Raw genomic sequence first — 22,534 nt, 5'->3', positions numbered from 1 at the left:
CTGACAAGTGATTGTCAGTTTTTTTTATTTATAGAGATGAAAAGATTACCCCTTCAGCCATGCATTTTTAAGTTTTTCTTTTGAAGCATCTGTGGCTTTAAAAGTTTCAGATTCTTCAAACGGAAGTTTTACGGTTCCTTTGATCGTTTCTTCTTTACCGCCGCGCTTAATTTTTAAAGTGATAGGATCGTTTTCTTTCCAGTTTTCACTTTCGCCTATCAGATCATAAATGTTATCCAAAGAATACGGTTTATTATTAACAGAAACGATAATATCGCCGCCTTTTAATTTTAGGTTTTTAAAGAATTCAGTTCCTTCAAATTCCGGACGAACCAATATTTCTTTTGTGTTTTTATCAACAGAAATATACGGAGTCTGTCCTTTTATGAATGCATTGCCCGGTTTTTTCTCAGAGGCTTTTGTAACTCCCACTTTTGCCAGATATTCATCGTACGGAATTGGTGTTGTTCCTTTTACATATTTGTTTAAGAAATCACCCACTTCAGGATAGGTCAGCGACGTGATTTTTGCGAATAATTCCTCATCGTTAAAAGGTTTTTCAACCCCGTATTCAGAAGCTAATTTGCCCATTAAATCCAGAATTCCTCTTTCGCCGCCACTTTTTTCTCTGATGATAATATCAATGCACATTCCTATTAAAGCACCTTTTTGGTATACATTTAAGTATTGGTCTTTATAGGGCTGTTCCAAAACGTTTTTACTCATTACAGTAAACGACATTTTATCATCCAGGCTTTTAGACTGTTCGATTTTGTCGGCAATACGAGTGTAAAATTCCGCTTCATCAATTAATCCCTGATTAATCTGGAAAAGATTTGCAAAATATTCGGTTACCCCTTCATACATCCACAAATGTTCAGACATTTTAGGTGCATTATAGTCAAAATACTGGATTTCTTTTGAGTGAATGGTCAAAGGTGTTACAATGTGGAAAAACTCATGAGAAACCACATCTTTCATCGATTCAACCAGTTTTTCTTTCGGCATGCTTTCAGGAAGAACTACGGTGGTCGAAGTAGGGTGTTCCAAAGCTCCAAATCCGTGCGCATCGTCTTTTGCCATACTCGACAAGTACAATAAAACGGTATATTTTTTATTTGAATTTACTTTTCCTAAAAAGTTTTTCTGAGCCGTCATCATTGTTTTCATTTCCGGTGTGATGCTTTCGGCTGTAAATTTTCCTGTTGGTGAATACACAGCAATCAGGATATCCATTCCATTTACATTAAAAGTCGTGTAATCCGGTTTAGAATACATAATTGGGTTTTCAACCAAAACAGCGTAACGCGTAGTAGAAAAAACATCAGTTGTTTTGCTTGGATCTTCATCTGTCATTGATGTAGCGCCCCAAAGCGTTTCAGGATGCGTAATGGTAACTTTATACGGAATTTCTAATTTGTCCTGAAAATACCCCACAAAACCATGTGTATTTACCATGAAATTTTCTCCTGCCTTAATGTTGGTTCCCGCCGGCGAGAAAACGTCGTCGTTGCCAAATCCGGTGCCTTTTTCAGTATCAAAAGTATCATTTACCAAATAAGTGATTTTTTTTAAGGTCTTGGCATTTGAGATAGACCACGAATTATCGTCAAGTCTTTTTACTGTAAGTGCATTTCCTTTAGCATCAAACGCTTTAAAATCTTCAGAAAACTTTCCGTAGTTATCTGTTGAATAGGTTCCCGGAACCGTTTTAGGAATACTGTAAACGATCTCATCGGTTTTAATAGGCGGAGGGGTTACTGTCACCAAAACTTTATCATCTTTTACATCAACAAGGTCAATGTTGACTTGAACGATATTTTTTTCGGTTCCCGAAGAACTCCCCGTTTTACAGCTCCAAAATGTTACTGCAAGTGCAAGGGTGTAAAGTATTTTTCTCATTTGTTTACGTTTAGTTATGTGTATATGACATCAAAAAAATAAAAAAGTTACAAAGAAATAAATATATAAAAAAAAACTCCTGATATTCAGGAGTTTTGTCTTAGTCAAATTTGTTTTTTATATAATATTTTCCATCCAGATCTTCATCAAAGTCATCAATTTTAACTGGTTTTGGTTTTGGTTTGTTTGCAATAGCTTTCTTTTTCCACATCTCAAATTTTTCAAGAGGCATTTTCTTCTTCATTATTTCAAGAACTTCTTTTTCTGCCAATCCAAATTCTTTTTTTATAATTTCAAATGGATTTCTTTCTTCCAGGGCTAGCGAAACTAATCGTTCCGTTTGTTCCCAGTTCAACTCTTTGCGGTTACTCTTTTTCATCTCGTGAAAATTAATTCAAAATAGAGGGTTAATGTTTAATAGATTGATTTTCATTTTATATACCAATATTAATAAAAAAAATAATTAGTTGGTTCGCTCCTGAACACTTTTTTTATTGATTTTTAAGGTTTTTTGCTGATCTCGATTTTTGAAATGGAATTTGCAGTAAATTTTTCAATTTATTGTTTTCTTCCGGCAGCATATGCGTGTCGACACCGTAAATTATCTCTTCTTTTGGAAGTGAAGTAAAAGTGCCGAACAATCTATCCCAAACTGAAAAAATATTGCCGTAATTACTGTCTGTATACGGCAGGACATAATGATGGTGTACTTTATGCATATTTGGCGAAACAATAAAATAACTCAGGAAAAGATCCAGTTTATCGGGCAGTGAAATATTGGCATGATTGAACTGTGAGGAAACAACAGAAAGGGACTGATAAAGAAAAACCATCCACATTGGACTGCCCACAATCAAAACACCTAAAGTGGTAAAAATAAACCGAATCACGCTTTCTCCCGGATGATGCCTGTTTGCACTTGTTGTATCTATCCAGGTATCTGTATGATGGATGAGATGGAAACGCCAGAGAAATTTTACTTTATGTTCTACTAAATGAGCCAGATAAGCTCCAATTAAATCCAATAAAAGAAGCCCGGTAATAGTGTAAAGCCAGACCGGAATTTCAGGAATCCAGTTCAAAAGTCCAAAATGATGTTCAGTAGTCCAGTCTGCGGTTTTAATTAAAATAAAAGCCAGAACAAAGTTGACTATAATAGTGGTGGCAGTAAAGAAAATATTGATGCCGGCATGATGCCATTTCCTGTACTGCATTTGAAATAAAGGAAAGGTATTTTCGATAAGCCAGAAAATAGTAATACCTCCAACCAAAATTAAGCTCCTGTGAGAAGACGGAATAGTGCTGAAATAAGAAATAATTTCGTCCATGATCAATAGATATTTGAGTGAAATAAGGTTTCTTTTTTCGGTTTTTATCCAAAGAAAAAGAGAAAACCGAATATAAATATATTTGATTTTCTCTTTAAAAATGAATTAGTTACTAAAATAATTGCTATTTTTTGAGCAGACTTATTATGAATAACAGCAGCCATGCGCCTCCAACAGCAATTAAAATCTGCCAAAGAAGCCCGCCGCCTCCAATGCCCAGTTTACCGGCAATCCAGCCGCCGATAAAACCACCAATGATTCCAACGATTATATTGCCAAGCAGACCAAAGCCTGCACCTTTCCAAATTTGTCCGGCCAGCCAGCCTGAAATAGCTCCTATAAGGAGAAAATATAAAAATGCCATTTTTTATGCGTTAGTTTAAGATTAATCTTCTGATTGTTTTTGAAGTAATGTTTTGTAAATAAAACCGGCAGCAACAGCACCCAGAATTGGTGCAGCCCAAAACAGCCAGACCTGAGTAAGCGGTCCGCCTCCTGTAAAAATAGCCTGAGATAATGATCTTGCAGGGTTTACAGAAGTATTCGTAATAGGAATACTGATTAAATGAATTAAGGTTAAAGCAAGACCAATTACAATACCGCAGAAACTTGTATTGGCAAATTTGTCTGTTGCGCCTAAAATAATCAGTAAGAAGAATAATGTCAGTACAAACTCAGCTAAAAATGCAGCAGGTAAAGAATAGCCGTCAGGAGAAAATGCATCAAAACCATTTGAAGCAAAGGCGCCTGCCTGTGTGTTATTAATTGCATTTCCCGCTTTACCTGTCCAGATAATAAATAAGGTGCCGGCAGCAGCAATTGCACCAATACACTGCGAAATAATGTACGGAACAAGGTCTTTTGCAGGGAATCGGCCGCCTGCCCATAAACCAATAGAAACTGCGGGATTAAAATGCCCGCCGGAAATGTGTCCGACTGCATATGCCATTGTCAAAACCGTTAAACCAAATGCTAAAGAAACTCCTGCAAACCCGATACCTAATTCCGGGTATCCTGCAGCAAAAAGAGCACTTCCGCAGCCTCCAAACACCAGCCAAAAAGTTCCGAAGAACTCTGCAAACAATTTTTTCATAATAAAATAAATTTAGATTAATAGATTTGATTACTATAGGGTGTACTGATATGCCCAAAAAATCAAAACTAATTGTAAGGGCAAACGTACAAATAAAATCCATTTTGGTAAACTAAAACCTGCTTTTTTATTTAGAAACATGTGTAAATTCGCAGGAAATATCATAATTAACAAGATGATGATTCCCCACGCTGCGAAATGGCTTGTAGCAGAGATGGTTAGGAGAATGCCGAGAAGTACTTCGGCAGCTCCGCTTAGTATATTTAGTAATTTAGGGTTTTTAAAATAAGGAGGAATGATCTTTATATACATTCCGGGTTTTCGAAAATGGTTAAGTCCGGCAAGTATATACAATACCGCCATTACATATAAATGCCAGGGTAAGTTCATGATAATTAATTGTTTATCACGAAATTATAAAATAATTTAACCATTATTGCATTACAATGCAGCTTTTTTAAATTAGGAATAAAAAATCTTAAATTTTTCGTTTGAAGTTGACATTCATTATAATGATGGCAAGAATAATAAGGACAATTCCTATCCATTGCGACAGAATAACTTTTTCATTTAAAAGCATATAAGCCATCATTACAGAAACAGGGAGTTCAAGGGCAGAAACAATACTTCCTAAACCAATTCCGGTAAGAGGAAAACCTAGATTAAGCAGCATTGGCGGAATAATAGTTCCGAATAAGGCCAGAATGATTCCCCATTTGAAGAAAATAGCAAAATTGAAAGGCGTAACCTGAGTAAAAAATCCAAATGTAAACACAATTACGGCACCGCCCATAAGCATGAATAAACTTCTTTGTGCAGAAGAAATTTCAGTAGCCACGCTGTTAGCGGTAAACATAGTAGTAGTAAAGGATGCCGCAGCCAGAATTCCCCAGGCAATTCCTCTCCAGTCCAGTACAATATCATTATTGATAAGATTAGTAGCCAGAACAGTTCCGATAAGGACAATAAAAACAGCTATAACTTTTTGTTTTGAAGGCAGTTTTTTCTCCAGAATCATTTCAAGTAAAACACCCATCCAGACTGTCTGCATCAATAAAACGATACCAATAGAAACAGGAATATATTTAACCGCCAGATAATAAAACAGGCTCGTTGTTCCTAATGAAGTTCCGGCCAGCATTAAACTAAAAATATTTTTCTTTGAAGCTTTTACCGTTTTTTCTTTATTTTTTACTTTTTGAAAGGCATTGATAATCAAAATACCAATTAAGCCCAGAATAAATTGTGAGGTTGTTACTTCTGCGGTTGTATAACCTTCAGAATATGCCATTTTTACAAAAGTAGCTAACATTCCGTAAGTTGTAGCTCCTAAAGCAACTAAAAAGACTCCTTTTAATACGTTATTTTGTGACATTATGCGGTGTATTTAAAAAAAAATAAGCCGGCAAAGGTACGCTATTTTATTTGGGAATTAGTAGAAAATATACGCAAACGTTATCATTGTGACGTATTGCGGGTTTTTAAATCGTTGAATTTTAAGAATTCAGCAGATTACAGTAAAACGAAAAAGCCGTCAAAAACTAAATTTTGACGGCTTATATGTATTTCAGACGATGATTATTTCGGCTGATTCTGATACGTTTCGATTTCGAAAATCAAAGTAGCATTTGGCGGAATAACGCCTCCTGCACCTTTTTCTCCGTAAGCTAAGTTAGATGGAAGGAAGAAAATCGCTTTTTCTCCGTCTGTCATCATATCCAGAGCTTCAATGAATCCCGGGATCATACCGTCTTTTTTACCAACAGTAAACGGGAAAGCTTTATAACCACCCTGAGCATCTCTGCTAGGATTGTATTTTCCGTATGTTTTTTCGACTTCGGCCATACTGCTGTCAAAAAGGGTTCCGTCTTCAAAATATCCGGCGTAGTGGAAATAAATCGTAGAACCTTCTGCGCCTTTTACGCCGGTTCCTTTTTTAGTAACCACATATTTTAAGTTAGTTGGAGTAGTAACCGCTTTTGCTTTTGTTGCAGCAAAATAATCTGCTTTAGCTTTTACCACTTTTTTAGCTTCCTCTTTTTTGGCTTCCTGTTTTTTTACATCATCAGCTAATACTTTTACAGCATCGAATTTTTTTGCTGCAGCACCTTTGCGGGTGATCGTAATTTTGGTCATTATATCATCCTGAACAATTTTGTTTACATTGTCCATTCCGGATACTACATGTCCAAAAATAGTATGTTTTCCGTTTAACCACGGCGTATCTTTGTGTGTAATAAAGAACTGGCTTCCGTTAGTTGCAGGACCTGAATTGGCCATTGCCAGAACACCGCCTTTTTCAAAACGTAATTCTTCTACAAATTCATCTCTAAAAGAATAGCCCGGGCCTCCGGTACCATTTCCATCAGGATCGCCTCCCTGAATCATGAAATCGTTGATAACACGGTGGAATTTTAAACCGTCATAAAATGGTTTTCCTTTTAATTTTTCCACTTTTACATTAGGGTTTGTTCCTTCTGCAAGTGAAATAAAGTTAGCCACTGTAACAGGCGTTTTTACATATTCTAATGCTAAAACAATGTCTCCTTTTGTTGTAGAAATTGTAGCAAATATTCCGTCGTTAGGATCTGCTGCAGCAACTGCTTTTGCTTTTGATGCTGCTGGTTTTGCTGCCGGCTTGGTTTGTGCCTGGATATTTAAAACAGCCAGACAAAATAAAAATAGAAATTTAAATTTCATCGTATTTTAATTTTAGTCAATGAATTATACTGAGATAATTACGGTTTTTCTAATAATTGAACTTCAAAAATGATATTCGCGTTTGGAGGAATAACGCCTCCTGCACCTGTTTGTCCGTAAGCCAAATGAGACGGAATAAAAAGAACTGCTTTGTCTCCAAATGAAAGTTTTTCAATACCTTCAATAAATCCGGGGATCATACCGTCTTTACGTCCTGCCTGAAACGGAATTGGCTGATATCCTTTTTGTTCTGCTCTTTGCGCGTCAAATTTTCCAAATGCTTTATTTACATCTTCGATACTTGAATCAAATAATGTTCCGTCTTCTAAGAAACCTGCATAATGAATATACAATTGTGTTCCTGCAGCCGGTTTTTTACCTGTTCCTTTTTCTGTAATAATATATTGTAAACCGCTTGTTGTTTTAGTAGTTTTTGGCAATAAAGAAGCATAATAATCTACCTTTTCTTTTTGAGCACCTGCAAATTTGCTTTTTTCTTTTGCGGCTTCTGCAAAGTAATCATGGAATACTTTTGCTGCATCAAATTTTTTAGCGGCTTCACCGTTTCTGATGATGTTTACAGAAACGATTGTATCACCCTGAACTACTTTATTCACTACTTCTTGTCCTTTTTCGTCTACAACATGACCAAAAATTGTGTGTTTGTTATCTAACCAGGGAGTTTCAACATGTGTAATGAAAAACTGGCTGCTGTTGGTTGCAGGGCCATTATTAGCCATTGCCAGTAAACCTGGTTTGTCAAATTTTAAATCTGAAAATTCATCTTTAAATTTATATCCTGCATCTCCTGAACCTGTTCCTTCAGGATCTCCTGACTGGATCATGAACTGGTCGATTACTCTGTGAAATTTTAATCCGTTGTAAAAAGGTTTTCCTTTTAAGTAATCTTTGGTAACAAATTCGTTTTTACCTTCTGCCAGGGTTACGAAGTTGGCAACAGTTACCGGTGCTTTTTTATAATCTAATTCTACAATGACATGTCCTTTATTAGTTTCGATATCAGCATATAAACCGTCAGGTAAATTACTGTGTTCGTCTTTACACGAATAAAGCGAGCTAACGGCTAATAATAATAGAAAAATCTTCTTCATTTTTTAAAACGTTTTTATGGGTTTATTGTATCTTTTTTAGTGTGGGTAACAGGTTTTGAAACTGCCGGTTTAGCTATTGCCGGTTTAGCTATTGCCGGTTTAGGTGTTTGCGCCGCTGCTGCGGTTTGTCCTGTAACGGCCGGAACAGGAGTAGTGCTTTTTTGAGCAGGATCCGGAACAAAATTTCGTAAAGTAACCGTACAGATTAAGGATTGATTAGGTCCGATTTTTTTGTTATCGCCATGGTAACCATAAGCCATATGTGAAGGAAACAGGAAAGTAACGGTTTCATTTTTTTTCATGTATTTAATACCGTCGCGTAATCCCATCATGATGTCTTGTTTGTCTACATAATAAGTCTGAGGCCCAAGATCTGCTTCAGAATAAATGATTTTACCTGTAATATCTTTTATTTCTAAATTAAAGTAGGCGATGTCTCCTTTTCTTGGTGCAGTGGTTTCGGTAGTGCTTTTTTCATCATAACAAAACCAATACCCTTTTTTAGTAGCGAAATATTTTACTTTCGGATTGTTTTTAATGATTTTTTTGATGACATCTTCTTCGCTTGCAACCAGTTTTTTATTTCTGTCCGCCGATTTTTTCATAAAAGAACCCGACGCTCTCGAAATAGGTCTTCGCGCTTCTTCATGGTGCTTGCAGCCAGCCAATACAATTGCAAAAAGCAGTGAGTAAATGCTAAGTTTCAGGTAGTTCATATTGGGACTATAATTTTAATTTAGTTACTAAATCTTCAAACTTTTTCACGGTTTCTTCCATTGTGGTTTCAGATCTTCCTCCAGCGGCATTCATGTGCCCGCCTCCGTTGAAATGGTCTCTTGCAAACTGATTCACATCAAATCCTCCTTGAGAACGGAAAGAAATCTTAATTATTTTCTCGTCTTTATTTTCGATAAAGATAGCAGTAAATACAATGCCGCGAATGCTTAAACCGTAATTTACAATTCCCTCGGTATCTCCTTTTACATAATTAAATGAATCAAGTTCTTCCTGTGTCAGGGTTGTATATGAGGTTTTGTGCTCTTCAAAAATTTTCATGTTTTGAAGTCCGCGACCTAAAAGCTGTAAACGGCTGAAGGAACTGTTGTCGTATAATAAAACCGGAATCTGTGTATTCTCAACTCCCAAATCAATTAATTCGGCAATAATTCGGTGGGTATTTCCGGTAGTTCCCGGAAAACGAAACGAACCTGAATCGGTTAAGATTCCCGTGTAAATACAAGTAGCAATGGTTTTATCGATATCTTCTTTTTTGTTCAAAAAGGTGATAAAGTTGTAAACCATTTCGCAAGTTGATCCGTATGAAGTATCTGAATACGTATACGCAGCATAATCGTGTGGTTTTTCATGATGGTCGATCATGATAAACGGAGCGGTAAGTTTTACTAAAGTATGCTCCATTTCGCCTGTACGATGAAATGCATTGAAATCAAGTGTAAAAATAATCTCGGCTTCCTCTAATATTTTGGTGCAGTTTTCTGTGTCTCTTTCAAATATCTTAACTGTTTCAGAACCCGGAAGCCAGGCCAGAAAATCAGGAAAATCATTTGGAGCAATGACAGTTGGCTGATGATTGTTTTTTAATAAAAAATGGTATAGAGCCAGAGTAGAACCCATAGCGTCACCATCTGGTCCTCTATGCGGAATTATTACAATTTTCTTGGGTGCAGCAAGCAATAATTGTATCGCCTGAATATCTTGTATTTTCATAGTGTGCGAATTTACATTTTTTTAATGTAATGCTGAAAATATTTTTATTGTGAGCTGTTCAGTCTCAGTTATGGGGTTTGATATTTAAATTTTATCAAATTAGCTGTACAATTAGACTCAGGTTAAACTGATTCGCTATCGCGAAGACCCGTATTTACACGAGTTTTTTGTTTTAAATAGTTAAAATCTGTAGTAGCGGTGTATTAGAATTTAGGATTTTAATATTGGAATTTAATTATAAGAACTTTTGATACAACTTATATTTAGGGCCTTTAACAATCTGTGATTTATAAATACCAACAGAGCCGGATGAAAAATAGGCGGCTAAACATCCAATCGCAATGAATATTCCGGGAGCGAATCCGAATAATTCCATTCCCATAATCGTGCAGGCGATGGGGGTGTGGGTAGCACCGGAGAAAACGGCAACGAATCCTATTCCGGCCAGAAGTGCAATGGGCATCGGAATAAAAACGGATAACGCACTTCCTAAAGTGGCTCCGACAAAGAATAACGGGGTGACTTCGCCGCCTTTAAAGCCGGCTCCTAAAGTAAATCCGGTAAATAAAATTTTAAGCAGGAAATCGTACCATTCGTTTGGAGTTGAAAAAGCATCTACAATTACCGGAACACCAAGTCCTGAGAATTTGGTAAATCCTAATCCTGCAATAGCAATGGCTAAAACAACGCCGCCAATAACCGGACGAAGTGGCGGGTATTTTATGTTTTTTGAAAATAAGGATCCCCAAAAATGGGTACTTCTCGAAAATAATAAAGCCGCAAAACCGGATAAAAGGCCCAGGATTATAGTGAAGAATACATTGTTTATGCTTAACTCAGGGATAACAGGAATGCTGTAATGTGTGTGTTTTATTTCCCAAAACTCTACTGTGAAATAAGCTGCGTACGCAGTAAGAAAAGAAAGTATGATGCTTTTTAGATTAATTTTACTGAAGTACAAAACTTCCAAAGCAAAGACGGCACCAGCGAGAGGAGTTCCAAAAACCGATGCAAAACCGGCACTGATTCCCAGAATGATCAGGGTTTTTCGTTCTGAATTGTTAAGTTTGAAAATTTTAGTAAATTGATCAGAGATTGCGCCTCCCATTTGAACTGCTGTTCCCTCGCGTCCCGCAGAACCTCCAAACAAATGTGTAAGTAAAGTTCCTAAAAGAACCAGAGGGGCCATTTTGAACGGAATTACTTTTTTGGGATTTTCATATTCTTCGAGTAAAAGATTATTCCCCTTTGCAACAGATTCTCCCCAGTAATAATAACTTAAACCAACCAAAAATCCGCCTAGAGGCAAAAGCCAGATAATCCAGTCGTACTGCATTCTGAATTGCGTAACCCATTCTAACGCAACTAAGAAAAAAGCAGAAGCAGATCCGGAGAAAATCCCGATTAAGGCACAGATAAGAATCCATTTAGGAATGGAAAGCAGGAATTGTTTTGTATTTTGGGAAGTCATTAAATTTATGAGGCTTTTTTTGCCGCGAATTCACAAATTTAAAGAATTAGAATCTTTTTAGAAAAGAATAAAATAATTCGTGAATTCGCTGCGAAAAAATATCTATTGAACAACAGCTGTAAATTCAATTTCAACTAAATACTCCGGAGCAACTAATTTGCTGATTTCATAAAAACCCGTTGTAGGTTTTACATCTTTAAAAAAAGCCGAATGTGCTCTGGCTACTTCTTCAAAAGTCGAAACATCTGTTGTGAAAATTCTCGTTCTGATAACATCTTTAATTCCCACGTTTAAATCTTCTAAAACTTTTTCAACGCGCTCAATAATATTGTAGGTCTGTGCATAGGCATCATCGGCTTTTACTTTCTCGCCGTCAACGATGGCAACAGTTCCAGAAACTTCGATAATATTGCCAATTCTTACAGCACGGCAATATCCCATTTTATCTTCCCACGGTGAACCTGTCAGGATGTTTTCTCTTTTCATTTTATAAGTTTTTCGAAATTGTTTCTTTAGGTTTTTAAAAACAAATTCAGGTTAAGTAATGCGCTGCAATTTATGAAATAAGCCTGGCAAAAAGAATTATAACAGGTTGAAATCACTTCGAAAATCTTTCTTTTTTGTGATATTTTAAATCGAAATTACACACTTTGGTTTTCCTCGTAAATTCGGAGTTTGTTTTGAGTATTGGTCAAATGCTGCTGCAAAACTTCGATTTTATTCAGAAGATGATAAATCGCATCAATACCTTCAAGATTAATATTAAGGTCGTAATGCATCCGCATCATTTTTTCGATAGAAGGCAGTTGTTCCGACTGCAGATATTCGTCATTTTCTTCGATAATAATTTCTATTAAACCGTAATTATTAAGGTCTTTTATAAACGTATTTTCAATTTCGTGATACAGACAAAATTGTTTTATTTGGATTAAATTTTTACTGCTCATGATTTCTAAGTTTAGATAATTCTGCAAACAATTCTTTTTCTTTTTCAGACAATTTTGTTGGGATTTTAAGATTGTACGTTATATACAAATCCCCAAACTCATTCTCTTTTTTATAGACCGGAAATCCTTTTCCTTTCAATTTTACTTTTGTACCCGTCTGGGTTTCGGCAGGAACTTTAATTTTTACTTTTCCGTCAAAAGTTTTAATGCTGATTTCGCCTCCTAAAATAGCTGTGTAAAGATCCAGATCTGCATTTGAATATAAATTATTGCCTTCGCGTTTAAAATCAGAATTATTATCGATTAAAAACGTAATGTATAAATCGCCGTTTGGACCTCCGTTAACGCCCGCACCGCCATGTCCGGGGATTTTAATAACCTGACCGTTTTCTACTCCGGCCGGAATCGTGATTCTAATATTTTTTCCGTTTACGGTTAAGCTCTGTTTGTGGGTTGTATAAGCCGAAGAAAGATCCAATTGCAGCTCGGCATTGAAATCCTGGCCTCGATATTTAGACTGCGCCCGACTGCTTCTTCCTGCCGATCCGTACATCGAATTAAAGAAATCCGAGAAATCGCTTTCTGAAAAATCACCACCAAAACCAGAAAAATCCTGATTGCTTTGCTGTCTGGAATACTGTTGCTTTTGATTTGGGTTGTAACCTGCTTTTTCAAATTCGTCGGCATGTTTCCAGTCTTTTCCGTACTTATCGTATTTTTTTCGGTTATCCGGATTGCTTAAAACTTCGTTTGCTTCGTTGATTTCCTTGAATTTTTTTTCTGCTTCTTTATCATTCGGATTTAAATCAGGATGATATTTTCGGGCCAGTTTTCGATATGCTTTTTTTATTTCGGCTTCCGTGGCAGATTTAGTAACATCTAATACTTTGTAATAATCGATATAATCCATCTTTTCTGAGTTTTAGATAAAATAAATTGAGGTATTGAAGTTAAGAATAAGCGGCTAATAATCAAAATGATGTATTCTTTATTAAATAAAAAATAACGAAACGATGCAGCAAGCTGGGAATTTGGAATTTTGAACATTGAAATTTAATCCCGGCATTTTTGGCAGGTTTTTTGATTCCAAAAATTACTATAATATATTGTTATAATAGTCTTAAAGTCGCCGGGCCAAACTTATTTATGTTATTTTTGTGAAGCTGCGGTTAAGTTCTATCAATTGAAGCCGACTCAATTAATCCCATTTAAATGAAGCAGATTTTATTATTCATACTATTTTTTACAGCTGTAACACTTTCAGCGCAGACTGAATTTGGAAGCAAATACAAGCCTATTGCTGCACCTAAGTTTAGCGGAAAACAAAAAAAGATTCCAACGCCTGTTAAAGATCCGCAGGCGGCAACCGCTGATATTCCGGGCATAAAAACCCCGAATGTTTTTGATAATACCAGCATAACGCCTAAATCTCAGTTTCAGATAGGCGAGGAGAAAAGTAAATTCTCCATGTACCAGCAGAATGATTTTGCCAATCCGGGTGATCGTTATGTGGCTAAAATGGAGAAAGATCTGGATAAAGCTTTACGAGAAGAAGGTTTACGTGAAGGACGCGGTACTTTGATAAAAGAGAATATTTCATTAGGAGATTTTAGAACCAAAGCAGAATTTTTTGTTGTAAAATTTCGTGATTTTGGTGCGATTGACGGCGATTTGGTACGAGTTTCTAATAATGATAAAGTTATACGCGACCAAATTCTTTTGGATGCAAGTTTTAAACAAGTTCAGATAAATCTTTCAAATGGCTTTAATAAACTGGATTTTGAAGCATTGAATATTGGAACTTTAGGCGGAAACACAGCCGAAATCCAGGTTTATGACGATAAAGGAGTATTAATTACCAATGATTACTGGAATAATCTGGCTGCAGGTTTTAAGGCTTCGATTATTGTGACGAAAGAGTAATTTTTTTTAGATATAAAGTAACAAAGGTTCAGAGTTGCAAAGTTTTTTATACTTGCCTCTGAACCTTTTTTAATTTGCTGCTTTTAAGAAAACTCAGGATCTCAGACTAAAACGGATCCGCAGTAACCCTGAATTTCATATTTGCTTTTACTGTTACATCTTTGGTCAGTGTTTCTTTTAAAGTAACCTGTGTTCTTATTTTATAACTGTCTGCTTTAATATATTCATCCAGTCTTTTATCGGTACAAATTAAATTAATCATGTTCGAAGATGAATTGATGTTGTCCTGATAAGCTAATTCTATTTCGTTAGAATCGTTTGTTGAAATATATAAATGTATCGATTTTAAAAATGTAAAAGTTTTATCAGAAGGATCAGTGACTGACAATTGAAGTGATCTGATTTTGACGTCTTTTACCAGACTCGCTTTTGTTTTGTTGTTTTTAAATTCGGCAGAAGAATTGGTTGTAACATCCGGAGTAATAATTTCCGAAGGCAGATTAATAGGCGAAGTACTTTTAATTTTAATCGAAGTTTCGTTTGAAATACTAAAACTTAATAAATCATCAACAGCATTACAAGAAGTTAAGACCAGAGATAATAAAAGGGTTAGGGCAATACATTTTGATTTCATAAATACGGTTTTTGGGTAGATACGAAATTTTTTTGAGGAAGGATTTTTCTTTGAAGTTTCAAAGTAACAAAGGCACAAAGTGACAAAGGAAGTAAGATATGTTTAGGAAGATTAAATCTTTGAACCTCTGTAGCTTTGTCTCTTTGGTACTAAAAAATCGGAACAATGAAAAAAAATATTTATTTTTTCATTGTTCCGATTTTTCAATTTCGAATTTAAAAAGTATTTTTGCGCATGCAACACAACGTACTTATTTTAGATTTCGGATCGCAATATACTCAGCTTATTGCGCGTAGAGTTCGCGAATTAAATATATTCTGCGAAATTTTTCCTTACAATCACTTTCCTAGTGATTTATCAGCTTACAAAGCAGTAATTTTAGGCGGAAGCCCGTTTTCTGTTCGTGCAGAAGATGCACCGCACCCTGATTTATCTCAAATCAGAGGAAAACTTCCAATGCTTGCCGTTTGTTACGGAGCGCAGTATTTAGCGCATTTCAGCGGAGGAGAAGTAGCAGCATCAAACACAAGAGAATACGGTAGAGCAAATCTGTCTTATATAAAAGATAATGAAACGTTCTTTGACGGTGTTTCAGAAAACAGCCAGGTTTGGATGAGCCACAGCGATAGTATCAAAGCGCTTCCAACGAATGCTGTAAAATTAGCAAGTACACATGACGTAGAATTTGCTGCTTATAAAATTGAAGGCGAAACTACTTATGCAATTCAATACCATCCGGAAGTTTTTCATTCAACAGACGGATCAAAAATGCTGGAGAATTTCTTAGTTAAAATTGCCGAAGTTCCTCAAAATTTTACACCAAATGCTTTCGTAGAAGAAATGGTGGAAGAATTAAAAGAAAAATTAGGAAACGACAAAGTGGTTCTTGGTTTATCAGGAGGAGTAGATTCTACTGTAGCGGCAGTTTTATTAAACAAAGCAATCGGACAAAATCTATACTGTATTTTCGTTAATAACGGATTACTTCGTAAAAACGAATTTCAAAATGTATTAGATCAGTATAAAGGAATGGGATTAAACGTGAAAGGTGTGGATGCCGGAGATCGTTTTCTTTCTGAATTGGCCGGAATCAGTGATCCTGAAACCAAACGTAAAACAATAGGACGTGTATTTATTGAAGTTTTCGACGATGAATCACATTTATTAGAAGACGTAAAATGGCTGGCTCAGGGAACTATTTATCCTGACGTAATCGAATCGGTTTCGGTAAAAGGACCATCGGCTACGATTAAATCGCATCACAATGTGGGCGGACTGCCGGATTATATGAAATTAAAAATTGTAGAACCTCTTAGAATGCTTTTCAAAGACGAAGTAAGACGAGTAGGAGCTACATTAGGAATAGATCCTGAATTATTAGGAAGACACCCTTTCCCGGGACCAGGATTATCAATCAGAATTTTAGGAGATATTACTCCGGAGAAAGTCCAGATTTTACAAGATGTTGATTCTGTTTTTATCGAAGGATTAAAATCATGGGGATTATACGATAAAGTTTGGCAGGCAGGAGCAATTTTACTTCCTGTAAACAGTGTTGGGGTTATGGGCGACGAGCGTACGTACGAAAAGGTCGTAGCGCTTAGAGCAGTAGAATCGACAGATGGTATGACTGCAGACTGGGTTCACTTACCGTATGATTTCTTAATGAAAGTATCAAACGATATTATCAATAAGGTAAAAGGCGTGAACCGTGTTGTTTACGATATTAGTTCAAAACCACCGGCAACAATTGAGTGGGAATAGCAGCATAATTTAAAATTAAGGTCTTACATTTGTAAGGCCTTAATTTTTTTATAACCTACTATTTATGAGAGAACTTTTACAGATTTCTCTTGTCTTTATTTTGTTTTTTAACAAAGTAAAAGCACAAGATTCAATTATTGAACATAAAATTCAAAAAGGAGAAACCGCTTATTTTATTGCCCAAAAATATAAGGTTTCTGTAGATGAGATTTACAAATTGAATCCCGAATCTCAAAACGGAATCAAAGACAATCAAATTATCAGGATTCCGGTTCATTCTTCAGAAAAAAATCAAAACCAGATTGTTCATATTGTTGCAGAAAAGGAAACACTTTATGCGCTTTCAAAACAATATAAGGTTTCTCAGGAAGCCATTCTGGAAGCAAACAAAGAACTTCTGTCAAACGGATTACAGGCCGGACAAAAAATAACTATTCCGCAAAGCACGGAAAATTCAAAAACAGAGATTGTAAGCACTTCAAAAGTTACCCATCAGGTTGTGGCCAAAGAATCGTTGTTCAGCATTGCCAGACAATACAATGTTTCGGTTAAGGATTTAGAAGATATCAATAAAAATATATTGCAAAACGGGCTTCAGATTGGTCAGAACATCGCAATTCCAAATAAACGAAAAACGGTTGACGGACGCGTGAGGGTAATCAATCAGGAAACTGTTTTTCATATAGTTGAACCCAAAGAAACCAAATTTTCTATTGCTAAAAAATACGGTATTTCGATTGATCAGTTAGAATCTCAAAACCCTGAAATTGTAAACGGATTAATTGTAGGGAATAAACTGGCGATCAATATAAACGGAATTAAACCGGCAAATGAAAGCGAAGAATTAATGCTGGCTCTTGCCGAAAAACAAGTTGTCGTTGAAAAAACAAAAGCCAAAACAGTTGAATTAGAAGATTTGAAGGACAGGCTTGTTGTTCAGAAAGAAATGAATCAGAAGATTATTAAAATAAATGATCTTAAAGTGAATCTGAATGATATGAACGGTTCCAGAGAAAATTCGGTTGAAAAACTCCGACTGGTTTTAGAAGCCAATAAAAATGTTCAGGACGTTTTAATGGCAAAACTGGATTCGCTGGTATACAGTATGAACAATGATCTGAAAGAATTAAAGCGAATGGATATTCTGAATATTGATGAATCAAAACGTCTGGAGAAACAATCGTATGAAAGCATCGGAAAAACCAGTGAATTATCTTCGCAGTTAAAAAAAGAACTGGCTGAAAACAGAAAAGCTTATGCCGGTTTAATGAATAAAGTAGAGAAAATTGCTGTAGAAGAAAATCAGGAATACAAAAAGAAAATCCGCGAAAGCGAAAAGAATAACAACGTTACATCATTACAGCAGCGTCTTTCTTTAGATGAAATAAAACGTTACAAAATCGAACAGGAGAAAGGCGACGAGCAGAACCAGCTTTTAATTGCAAAAATTGATTCACTGGATACTCAAAAACAAATAGAGGTAAAACGGCACATCAGCAAAGCATCTTATTATAGTATGGAAGCCCGAAAATTTGATGATAAGCTGGCTTTTGTAAAACTGAAAAAATATCAGGATGAGGCGAAGAAAAATCAGAATAAATCAAATTCTGTCGAAACAGAAGAGACAATTTCTGTAGAAGAAATGAGGCGCCAGCTCAGGGAAAATCCATTCAAAAACGAAAAAAACATAAAGATTGAAGTTTATGATAATCTTAAAGAAGTTTCTAATGGCTATTATTTAGTTTTAGGTATATTTACAGACGCAGATGTAAGAGATAAGCTAATTATGAAACTTATTGATTCTGGCGATTTTAATGCCGGCTTCTTTTTTAATGTAAACAGTCTTTCGTATTATGTTTACTCAGATAAATTCCAAAACACGGAAGAACTTTTGTACAAATGCAAGAAAAAAGAAGAAGATGAGTTATATAAGAATGTAATTATTGCTAAGTTAGAGGTCGATCTTAGATAATATTTCGAAGATCCTGCAAATGGCGCGAATCTTGTATAAAGAAATTAAAATCTTGTGAATTAAATTAGAAATTAAATTGTTTTAAGTCCTATTATGAAATATTTTTCGACATTATTATTCTTTGTTTTTTTTGTAACTGTTTCTGCTTTTTCACAGGGAAAAGTAGTAAAATATACTGTTTCAAGCGGTGAAACAGTCAATCAGATTGCTCAAAAATTCAAAGTTACCCCTTATGATATTTACGAATTAAATCCGGATGCAAGAAAAGGAATAACACCAAATACTGTTTTACTGATTCCAACCGGAGGCAGTAAAAGTGTAGAAAAAGCAGAAACCGCTGCGGTAAAATCAACCGGCAGTTCAAAAGAAATTATTCATGAAGTACAGCCAAAAGAAACGTTTTACAGCATTGAAAAAAAATACGGAATCTCGGATGAAGCTTTAAAAGCGGCAAATCCGTTCCTTGAAAAAACAGGCGTACAGATAGGTCAGAAACTGGTAATTCCGGCAAAAGGATCTGCTCCAAAAACGGCTGTCGCTGCCGATAAAAAAGCAAAAGAAAAAGGACCTGAAAAATATGTTTTTCATGAAGTACAGCCAAAAGAAACAAAGTATTCTATTGCAAAACAATACAATACAACTATCGAAGATTTAGAAAAAAGAAATCCTGAAATCGTTTCAAGCCTGCCGGTTGGTTATAAAGTAACTATTAAAGGAATAGCTCCTAAAACAGAGACTGCAACAGTTTCTAAACCGGAAGAAAATAAAAAACCTGCCGAAACTTCTAAAAAAGCAGTTTCTTATATGGAATATCAGGTAAAGCCAAAAGAGACTTTTTACAGTTTAGGAAGAGTTTTTCATTTGTCTCAGGATGAGTTAATTGCACTAAATCCTTCGCTTTCGGAAGGTGTAAAAGAAGGAATGGTTTTAAAAGTTCCGGCTGGTTACGTGGCTCCGGCACCAATTATTGCACAGCAGCCGGCTGATACGACGACAGCAAAACAAACTGAAAGACCGGTAGAAAACACCGGAGGCAGCGGTATTAAAATTGTGGACAAAGTGAAATCAGAAACGGTTTCAATAGATCCTGAAATTGTGGAACTGACTAAGAAAAGAGGCATCAACGAACGCAAAAAAGTAGTTTTACTTCTTCCTTTTAACTTAGCGAAACTGCAGAGCGATACAACAGGAATGGCGGCACGCTTAAAAACAGATAAGTTTTTAAACATGACACTTGATTTTTATTCAGGAGCTATGATGGCAATTGACTCTGCTAAAACGTTAAAATTACCGCTTGATGTGGCTATTTACGATTCGCAGGAAACCAAAACAACATCTGGAATTTCGACTTTAATTGCACAAAATAAACTTCAGGATGCAGATGCCATCGTAGGACCATTTTATCAGAGCAATGCAGAATCTGCTGCCAATACGCTTCGTATGTATAATGTTCCTGTTATCTCGCCATTGTCAAAAGATGATGCAAATCCAATCGATAATTTATATCAGACTATACCTTCGAGCGAGGTGGTTCGCAGTGCTATGTTTGATTATATGAGAGCTAAAAACGGAAATATTGTTGCCGTTGTTGACAAGAAAAAAGAATCGGTAATCAATTATATTAAACAAAATCAAAGAGGTGTTGTTTTTGCTGCTTTGACCGAAACCGGAGCTCTTGATGCTGCAAACTTAAAAGGCCTGTTACTGCCAAGCCGAATGAATTATGTGGTAATGGAAACAGGAAACACGGCAATGATTAAAGCCGTTATTAAGGCCTTAATTGATGCTCAGAAAACCTGTCAGGTACAATTGGTGATTTTAGAACCAAACAGTACACTGGACACAGACGAAATCAGCTATGAAAACCTTGTGAAATTAAAACTGATGTACCCGTCTGTTACTCGTGACAGCGATGAACAATCAGCAGCGATCTTTAAAAAAGAATACAAATTAAAAAACAAAACCTATCCTAATACATACGCAACAAGAGGGTTTGATGTAACTTTTGACACGATGATGCGTTTGGTTCAGGGTAAAACATTCCCGGAAACGGCAGATTTAATGACGACTCAGCAGGTTGATAACAAATTTCAATATTATAAAAAAGAAGATGGCGGACACGCTAATAAAGGTGTCTACATTTTATACTACGATACAGATTTAACTTTAAAAGAAGCAAACTAATGACATCAAAAGTAACCTATTTAGGCGATTTAAGAACGAAATCAATTCATGTACAGTCAGGAAGTGAAATCATTTCTGATGCACCTTTAGATAATAACGGAAAAGGAGAGGCTTTTTCTCCAACAGATACTGTAGCAAATGCTCTTGCAAGCTGTATGATGACTATTATGGGAATTAAAGCCCGCGATTTAAATGTTGATTTAGTAGATTCGACTGCGGAAGTTACTAAAATCATGAACGCAGAGCCAAGACGTATTGGAGCAATCGAAATTGTTTTTGATATGAAAAGCAATGCCGATCAAAAAAGCAAAACTATTCTGGAACGTGCCGCAATGACCTGTCCGGTATTTTTAAGCTTAAGTTCAGAAATAGAAAAGAATGTTACTTTTAACTGGAACTAAAATAACATACTTTATATAAACAGAAGCCATCAATAATTTGATGGCTTTTTTATTTGCTAATGAAAAATAAATTTTAAAAGTAAGATTTTTCTTTTAATTAATGTTTTCTCTATATCTTGCATTTTTAATAAAAAGATGATAAGACATGAGAGAGATTGCTTTTTTTGCTGCATTGAGTATACTATTTTCAGGCTGTTCAGGCCAAAAGAGTAAAGAACCGCTTAAACCTAACAGTATTTCCTGGGATTATACTTCTAAAAACTATTTTAATGCCTTTAATAATTCGGTTACGGTTTTAAAAAACAATCCATCGGGTGAAAAAAGAAATGTAGCACTCTCAATAATTGAAAACGCATATAATAAATATCTGGAAGAAGAGGAAACCGCATTAAAATATTCGCTGAAAACACAAAACAAAGAAGATTACAGCCGTTTAAATCTTGAAAACAATGCATTAAAAGATACATATAAAAGAAGTCTGCGTTTAGAAGAGAATTACAATTATCTGCAAAAACAGCTTCAGGATATTACACCTTTATACTTTAATAATAAAGAACTTGTTTTTCCTGTAAAAGAATATTCAGAGCTTATTTTGCAGACAAAGAATAATTACAGCGATTTTTTATACAGAGCAGCAAACAGCCGTACTTCCGGATTAACAAATTCAGTATCTCGTGATGAAAAAAACAGTTACAGAGAAGCGTATGATATATATGTCATGCTGCAGGATTTTGATAATGCATATAAAAGAGCCGAAATTATAAAACTTAAGGATGAAGCGTATAAAAAAGGTCAGAATTACATTTCGGTTCAGGTTACTAATTCTTTGAAGAGTTATAAAGGAATAGAAAAAACGATTCCAGATAATTTGAAATTAGGCAGATGGATTACAATAGGAAAGGACAATAAAGGAAAATATGACTTTAATTTTATCGTAAATGTTGAAGAACTTACTATCAGTAAAGGCGATTTGCAAAGAACAATTTTTGATAAAGAAAAAGAAATTCTCACCCATGATAGAAGAAGGATTATAAAAAGCAGACTCGAAATCGTAGATCTGCATAAAGAAGCATATATAAAAGGAAGCGTAAAAGCAACTGATAATTTTTCTAAGAAAACAAACACTGCTCTGCTTGAAGTTCCTGCTATATACGATTATTCATTTGCAATTCAGGATGGCGATATAAGAGCAGTTGAGGAACGGTATCTGCGTTTACTGGATAATATTCCTTCAAATCTGCCCTCTGATAATGAAATGTTTAAAATGGGATTAGAACGTTTTACTGAAAAAGTAGAATCAGAAATCTTAAACCGAATTGTTTATAGGGAATAATTCTTTCAGAACTGGCGTAAATGCACAAATTTTGCTGTCAGA

The 22,534-nt window shown here is 35.5% G+C and carries 22 protein-coding genes; 6 read left to right on the top strand and 16 right to left on the bottom strand.

Translation table 11 applies throughout. From position 1 onward, the window contains the following. Positions 1-45 precede the first annotated feature (45 nt). The 15 genes from OZP11_RS07370 to OZP11_RS07300 form a co-directional block, all read right to left on the bottom strand. Positions 46-1,902 (bottom strand): M61 family metallopeptidase, encoded by a 1,857-nt coding sequence (locus OZP11_RS07370; RefSeq protein ID WP_281234577.1) that lies wholly within the window; start codon positions 1,900-1,902, stop codon positions 46-48. Positions 1,903-2,002: 100 nt separating this feature from the next. Then, entirely contained in the window at positions 2,003-2,281 is a 279-nt protein-coding gene (locus OZP11_RS07365; RefSeq protein WP_281234576.1) for a DUF2805 domain-containing protein, read from the bottom strand. A gap of 112 nt (positions 2,282-2,393) precedes the next feature. After that, positions 2,394-3,230, bottom strand: a complete 837-nt coding sequence (locus OZP11_RS07360; protein WP_281234575.1) for a sterol desaturase family protein — start codon at positions 3,228-3,230, stop codon at positions 2,394-2,396. A 124-nt stretch (positions 3,231-3,354) separates the two neighbouring features. Further along, on the bottom strand, positions 3,355-3,594 hold the full coding sequence (locus tag OZP11_RS07355; RefSeq protein WP_281234574.1) for a GlsB/YeaQ/YmgE family stress response membrane protein: 240 nt from the start codon (positions 3,592-3,594) through the stop codon (positions 3,355-3,357). Positions 3,595-3,615: 21 nt separating this feature from the next. Next, the gene (gene aqpZ / locus OZP11_RS07350) at positions 3,616-4,323 is read right to left on the bottom strand and encodes an aquaporin Z (protein ID WP_281234573.1); all 708 of its coding nucleotides are present in this window, start codon (positions 4,321-4,323) and stop codon (positions 3,616-3,618) included. A 33-nt stretch (positions 4,324-4,356) separates the two neighbouring features. Beyond that, complete coding sequence (locus tag OZP11_RS07345) at positions 4,357-4,713, bottom strand: DoxX family protein (RefSeq protein WP_281234572.1); 357 nt, start codon at positions 4,711-4,713, stop codon at positions 4,357-4,359. A gap of 88 nt (positions 4,714-4,801) precedes the next feature. Beyond that, entirely contained in the window at positions 4,802-5,698 is an 897-nt protein-coding gene (locus tag OZP11_RS07340) for an EamA family transporter (RefSeq protein ID WP_281234571.1), read from the bottom strand. A gap of 203 nt (positions 5,699-5,901) precedes the next feature. Then, on the bottom strand, positions 5,902-7,023 hold the full coding sequence (locus OZP11_RS07335) for a peptidylprolyl isomerase (protein WP_281234570.1): 1,122 nt from the start codon (positions 7,021-7,023) through the stop codon (positions 5,902-5,904). A gap of 38 nt (positions 7,024-7,061) precedes the next feature. Then, positions 7,062-8,135, bottom strand: coding sequence for a peptidylprolyl isomerase (locus OZP11_RS07330; RefSeq protein ID WP_281234569.1), 1,074 nt, complete (start codon positions 8,133-8,135; stop codon positions 7,062-7,064). A gap of 14 nt (positions 8,136-8,149) precedes the next feature. After that, entirely contained in the window at positions 8,150-8,851 is a 702-nt protein-coding gene (gldI, locus tag OZP11_RS07325) for a gliding motility-associated peptidyl-prolyl isomerase GldI (protein ID WP_281234568.1), read from the bottom strand. A gap of 7 nt (positions 8,852-8,858) precedes the next feature. Beyond that, positions 8,859-9,863 (bottom strand): DHH family phosphoesterase, encoded by a 1,005-nt coding sequence (locus tag OZP11_RS07320; protein WP_281234567.1) that lies wholly within the window; start codon positions 9,861-9,863, stop codon positions 8,859-8,861. Between the two features lie 235 nt (positions 9,864-10,098). Then, positions 10,099-11,334, bottom strand: coding sequence for a voltage-gated chloride channel family protein (locus OZP11_RS07315; protein WP_281234566.1), 1,236 nt, complete (start codon positions 11,332-11,334; stop codon positions 10,099-10,101). A 102-nt stretch (positions 11,335-11,436) separates the two neighbouring features. Beyond that, entirely contained in the window at positions 11,437-11,820 is a 384-nt protein-coding gene (locus OZP11_RS07310; protein ID WP_026729120.1) for a RidA family protein, read from the bottom strand. A gap of 155 nt (positions 11,821-11,975) precedes the next feature. Continuing rightward, positions 11,976-12,281 carry a chaperone modulator CbpM gene (locus OZP11_RS07305; RefSeq protein ID WP_281234565.1) on the bottom strand — a complete coding sequence of 102 codons (306 nt, stop codon included), beginning with the start codon at positions 12,279-12,281 and terminating at the stop codon, positions 11,976-11,978. Beyond that, complete coding sequence (locus OZP11_RS07300) at positions 12,271-13,191, bottom strand: J domain-containing protein (RefSeq protein WP_281234564.1); 921 nt, start codon at positions 13,189-13,191, stop codon at positions 12,271-12,273. The genes OZP11_RS07305 and OZP11_RS07300 overlap by 11 nt, the downstream gene beginning before the upstream one ends. A gap of 302 nt (positions 13,192-13,493) precedes the next feature. Between OZP11_RS07300 and OZP11_RS07295 the strand changes: the two genes are divergently transcribed. Then, complete coding sequence (locus OZP11_RS07295) at positions 13,494-14,204, top strand: hypothetical protein (RefSeq protein ID WP_281234563.1); 711 nt, start codon at positions 13,494-13,496, stop codon at positions 14,202-14,204. A 106-nt stretch (positions 14,205-14,310) separates the two neighbouring features. Here OZP11_RS07295 and OZP11_RS07290 read toward each other — a convergent pair whose 3' ends face one another. Next, the gene (locus tag OZP11_RS07290) at positions 14,311-14,838 is read right to left on the bottom strand and encodes a hypothetical protein (protein WP_281234562.1); all 528 of its coding nucleotides are present in this window, start codon (positions 14,836-14,838) and stop codon (positions 14,311-14,313) included. Positions 14,839-15,072: 234 nt separating this feature from the next. Here OZP11_RS07290 and guaA point away from each other — a divergent pair, with 234 nt between their 5' ends. The 5 genes from guaA to OZP11_RS07265 all read left to right on the top strand — a co-directional run bounded on the left by guaA (position 15,073) and on the right by OZP11_RS07265 (position 22,492). Then, positions 15,073-16,602 (top strand): glutamine-hydrolyzing GMP synthase, encoded by a 1,530-nt coding sequence (guaA, locus tag OZP11_RS07285; RefSeq protein ID WP_281234561.1) that lies wholly within the window; start codon positions 15,073-15,075, stop codon positions 16,600-16,602. Positions 16,603-16,666: 64 nt separating this feature from the next. Continuing rightward, positions 16,667-18,574 carry a LysM peptidoglycan-binding domain-containing protein gene (locus tag OZP11_RS07280; RefSeq protein WP_281234560.1) on the top strand — a complete coding sequence of 636 codons (1,908 nt, stop codon included), beginning with the start codon at positions 16,667-16,669 and terminating at the stop codon, positions 18,572-18,574. A 93-nt stretch (positions 18,575-18,667) separates the two neighbouring features. Beyond that, a complete protein-coding gene (locus tag OZP11_RS07275; RefSeq protein WP_281234559.1) occupies positions 18,668-20,758 on the top strand; it encodes a LysM peptidoglycan-binding domain-containing protein in 2,091 nt (696 codons plus the stop codon). Continuing rightward, on the top strand, positions 20,758-21,159 hold the full coding sequence (locus tag OZP11_RS07270; protein ID WP_281234558.1) for an OsmC family protein: 402 nt from the start codon (positions 20,758-20,760) through the stop codon (positions 21,157-21,159). The genes OZP11_RS07275 and OZP11_RS07270 overlap by 1 nt, the downstream gene beginning before the upstream one ends. A gap of 145 nt (positions 21,160-21,304) precedes the next feature. Then, positions 21,305-22,492: a hypothetical protein gene (locus tag OZP11_RS07265; protein WP_281234557.1), complete on the top strand. Its 1,188-nt coding sequence runs from the start codon at positions 21,305-21,307 to the stop codon at positions 22,490-22,492. Positions 22,493-22,534 lie beyond the last annotated feature (42 nt).

This window comes from Flavobacterium gelatinilyticum (assembly GCF_027111295.1).
Taxonomy (GTDB): domain Bacteria; phylum Bacteroidota; class Bacteroidia; order Flavobacteriales; family Flavobacteriaceae; genus Flavobacterium; species Flavobacterium gelatinilyticum.
The sequence above is the reverse complement of the archived record's forward strand: the minus strand, read 5'-3'. Positions and strand labels throughout refer to the sequence as shown.

What these genes read in the sequence shown, in the direction of transcription:
- OZP11_RS07270 (WP_281234558.1), top strand. Translation starts at nt 20,758, where the DNA reads ATGACATCAAAAGTAACCTATTTAGGCGATTTAAGAACGAAATCAATT.
- aqpZ (WP_281234573.1), bottom strand. Translation starts at nt 4,323, where the DNA reads ATGAAAAAATTGTTTGCAGAGTTCTTCGGAACTTTTTGGCTGGTGTTT.
- OZP11_RS07360 (WP_281234575.1), bottom strand. Translation starts at nt 3,230, where the DNA reads ATGGACGAAATTATTTCTTATTTCAGCACTATTCCGTCTTCTCACAGG.
- OZP11_RS07335 (WP_281234570.1), bottom strand. Translation starts at nt 7,023, where the DNA reads ATGAAATTTAAATTTCTATTTTTATTTTGTCTGGCTGTTTTAAATATC.
- OZP11_RS07330 (WP_281234569.1), bottom strand. Translation starts at nt 8,135, where the DNA reads ATGAAGAAGATTTTTCTATTATTATTAGCCGTTAGCTCGCTTTATTCG.
- OZP11_RS07310 (WP_026729120.1), bottom strand. Translation starts at nt 11,820, where the DNA reads ATGAAAAGAGAAAACATCCTGACAGGTTCACCGTGGGAAGATAAAATG.
- OZP11_RS07305 (WP_281234565.1), bottom strand. Translation starts at nt 12,281, where the DNA reads ATGAGCAGTAAAAATTTAATCCAAATAAAACAATTTTGTCTGTATCAC.
- OZP11_RS07290 (WP_281234562.1), bottom strand. Translation starts at nt 14,838, where the DNA reads ATGAAATCAAAATGTATTGCCCTAACCCTTTTATTATCTCTGGTCTTA.
- guaA (WP_281234561.1), top strand. Translation starts at nt 15,073, where the DNA reads ATGCAACACAACGTACTTATTTTAGATTTCGGATCGCAATATACTCAG.
- OZP11_RS07280 (WP_281234560.1), top strand. Translation starts at nt 16,667, where the DNA reads ATGAGAGAACTTTTACAGATTTCTCTTGTCTTTATTTTGTTTTTTAAC.
- OZP11_RS07300 (WP_281234564.1), bottom strand. Translation starts at nt 13,191, where the DNA reads ATGGATTATATCGATTATTACAAAGTATTAGATGTTACTAAATCTGCC.
- OZP11_RS07295 (WP_281234563.1), top strand. Translation starts at nt 13,494, where the DNA reads ATGAAGCAGATTTTATTATTCATACTATTTTTTACAGCTGTAACACTT.
- OZP11_RS07340 (WP_281234571.1), bottom strand. Translation starts at nt 5,698, where the DNA reads ATGTCACAAAATAACGTATTAAAAGGAGTCTTTTTAGTTGCTTTAGGA.
- OZP11_RS07345 (WP_281234572.1), bottom strand. Translation starts at nt 4,713, where the DNA reads ATGAACTTACCCTGGCATTTATATGTAATGGCGGTATTGTATATACTT.
- OZP11_RS07275 (WP_281234559.1), top strand. Translation starts at nt 18,668, where the DNA reads ATGAAATATTTTTCGACATTATTATTCTTTGTTTTTTTTGTAACTGTT.
- gldI (WP_281234568.1), bottom strand. Translation starts at nt 8,851, where the DNA reads ATGAACTACCTGAAACTTAGCATTTACTCACTGCTTTTTGCAATTGTA.
- OZP11_RS07355 (WP_281234574.1), bottom strand. Translation starts at nt 3,594, where the DNA reads ATGGCATTTTTATATTTTCTCCTTATAGGAGCTATTTCAGGCTGGCTG.
- OZP11_RS07320 (WP_281234567.1), bottom strand. Translation starts at nt 9,863, where the DNA reads ATGAAAATACAAGATATTCAGGCGATACAATTATTGCTTGCTGCACCC.
- OZP11_RS07315 (WP_281234566.1), bottom strand. Translation starts at nt 11,334, where the DNA reads ATGACTTCCCAAAATACAAAACAATTCCTGCTTTCCATTCCTAAATGG.
- OZP11_RS07370 (WP_281234577.1), bottom strand. Translation starts at nt 1,902, where the DNA reads ATGAGAAAAATACTTTACACCCTTGCACTTGCAGTAACATTTTGGAGC.
- OZP11_RS07365 (WP_281234576.1), bottom strand. Translation starts at nt 2,281, where the DNA reads ATGAAAAAGAGTAACCGCAAAGAGTTGAACTGGGAACAAACGGAACGA.
- OZP11_RS07265 (WP_281234557.1), top strand. Translation starts at nt 21,305, where the DNA reads ATGAGAGAGATTGCTTTTTTTGCTGCATTGAGTATACTATTTTCAGGC.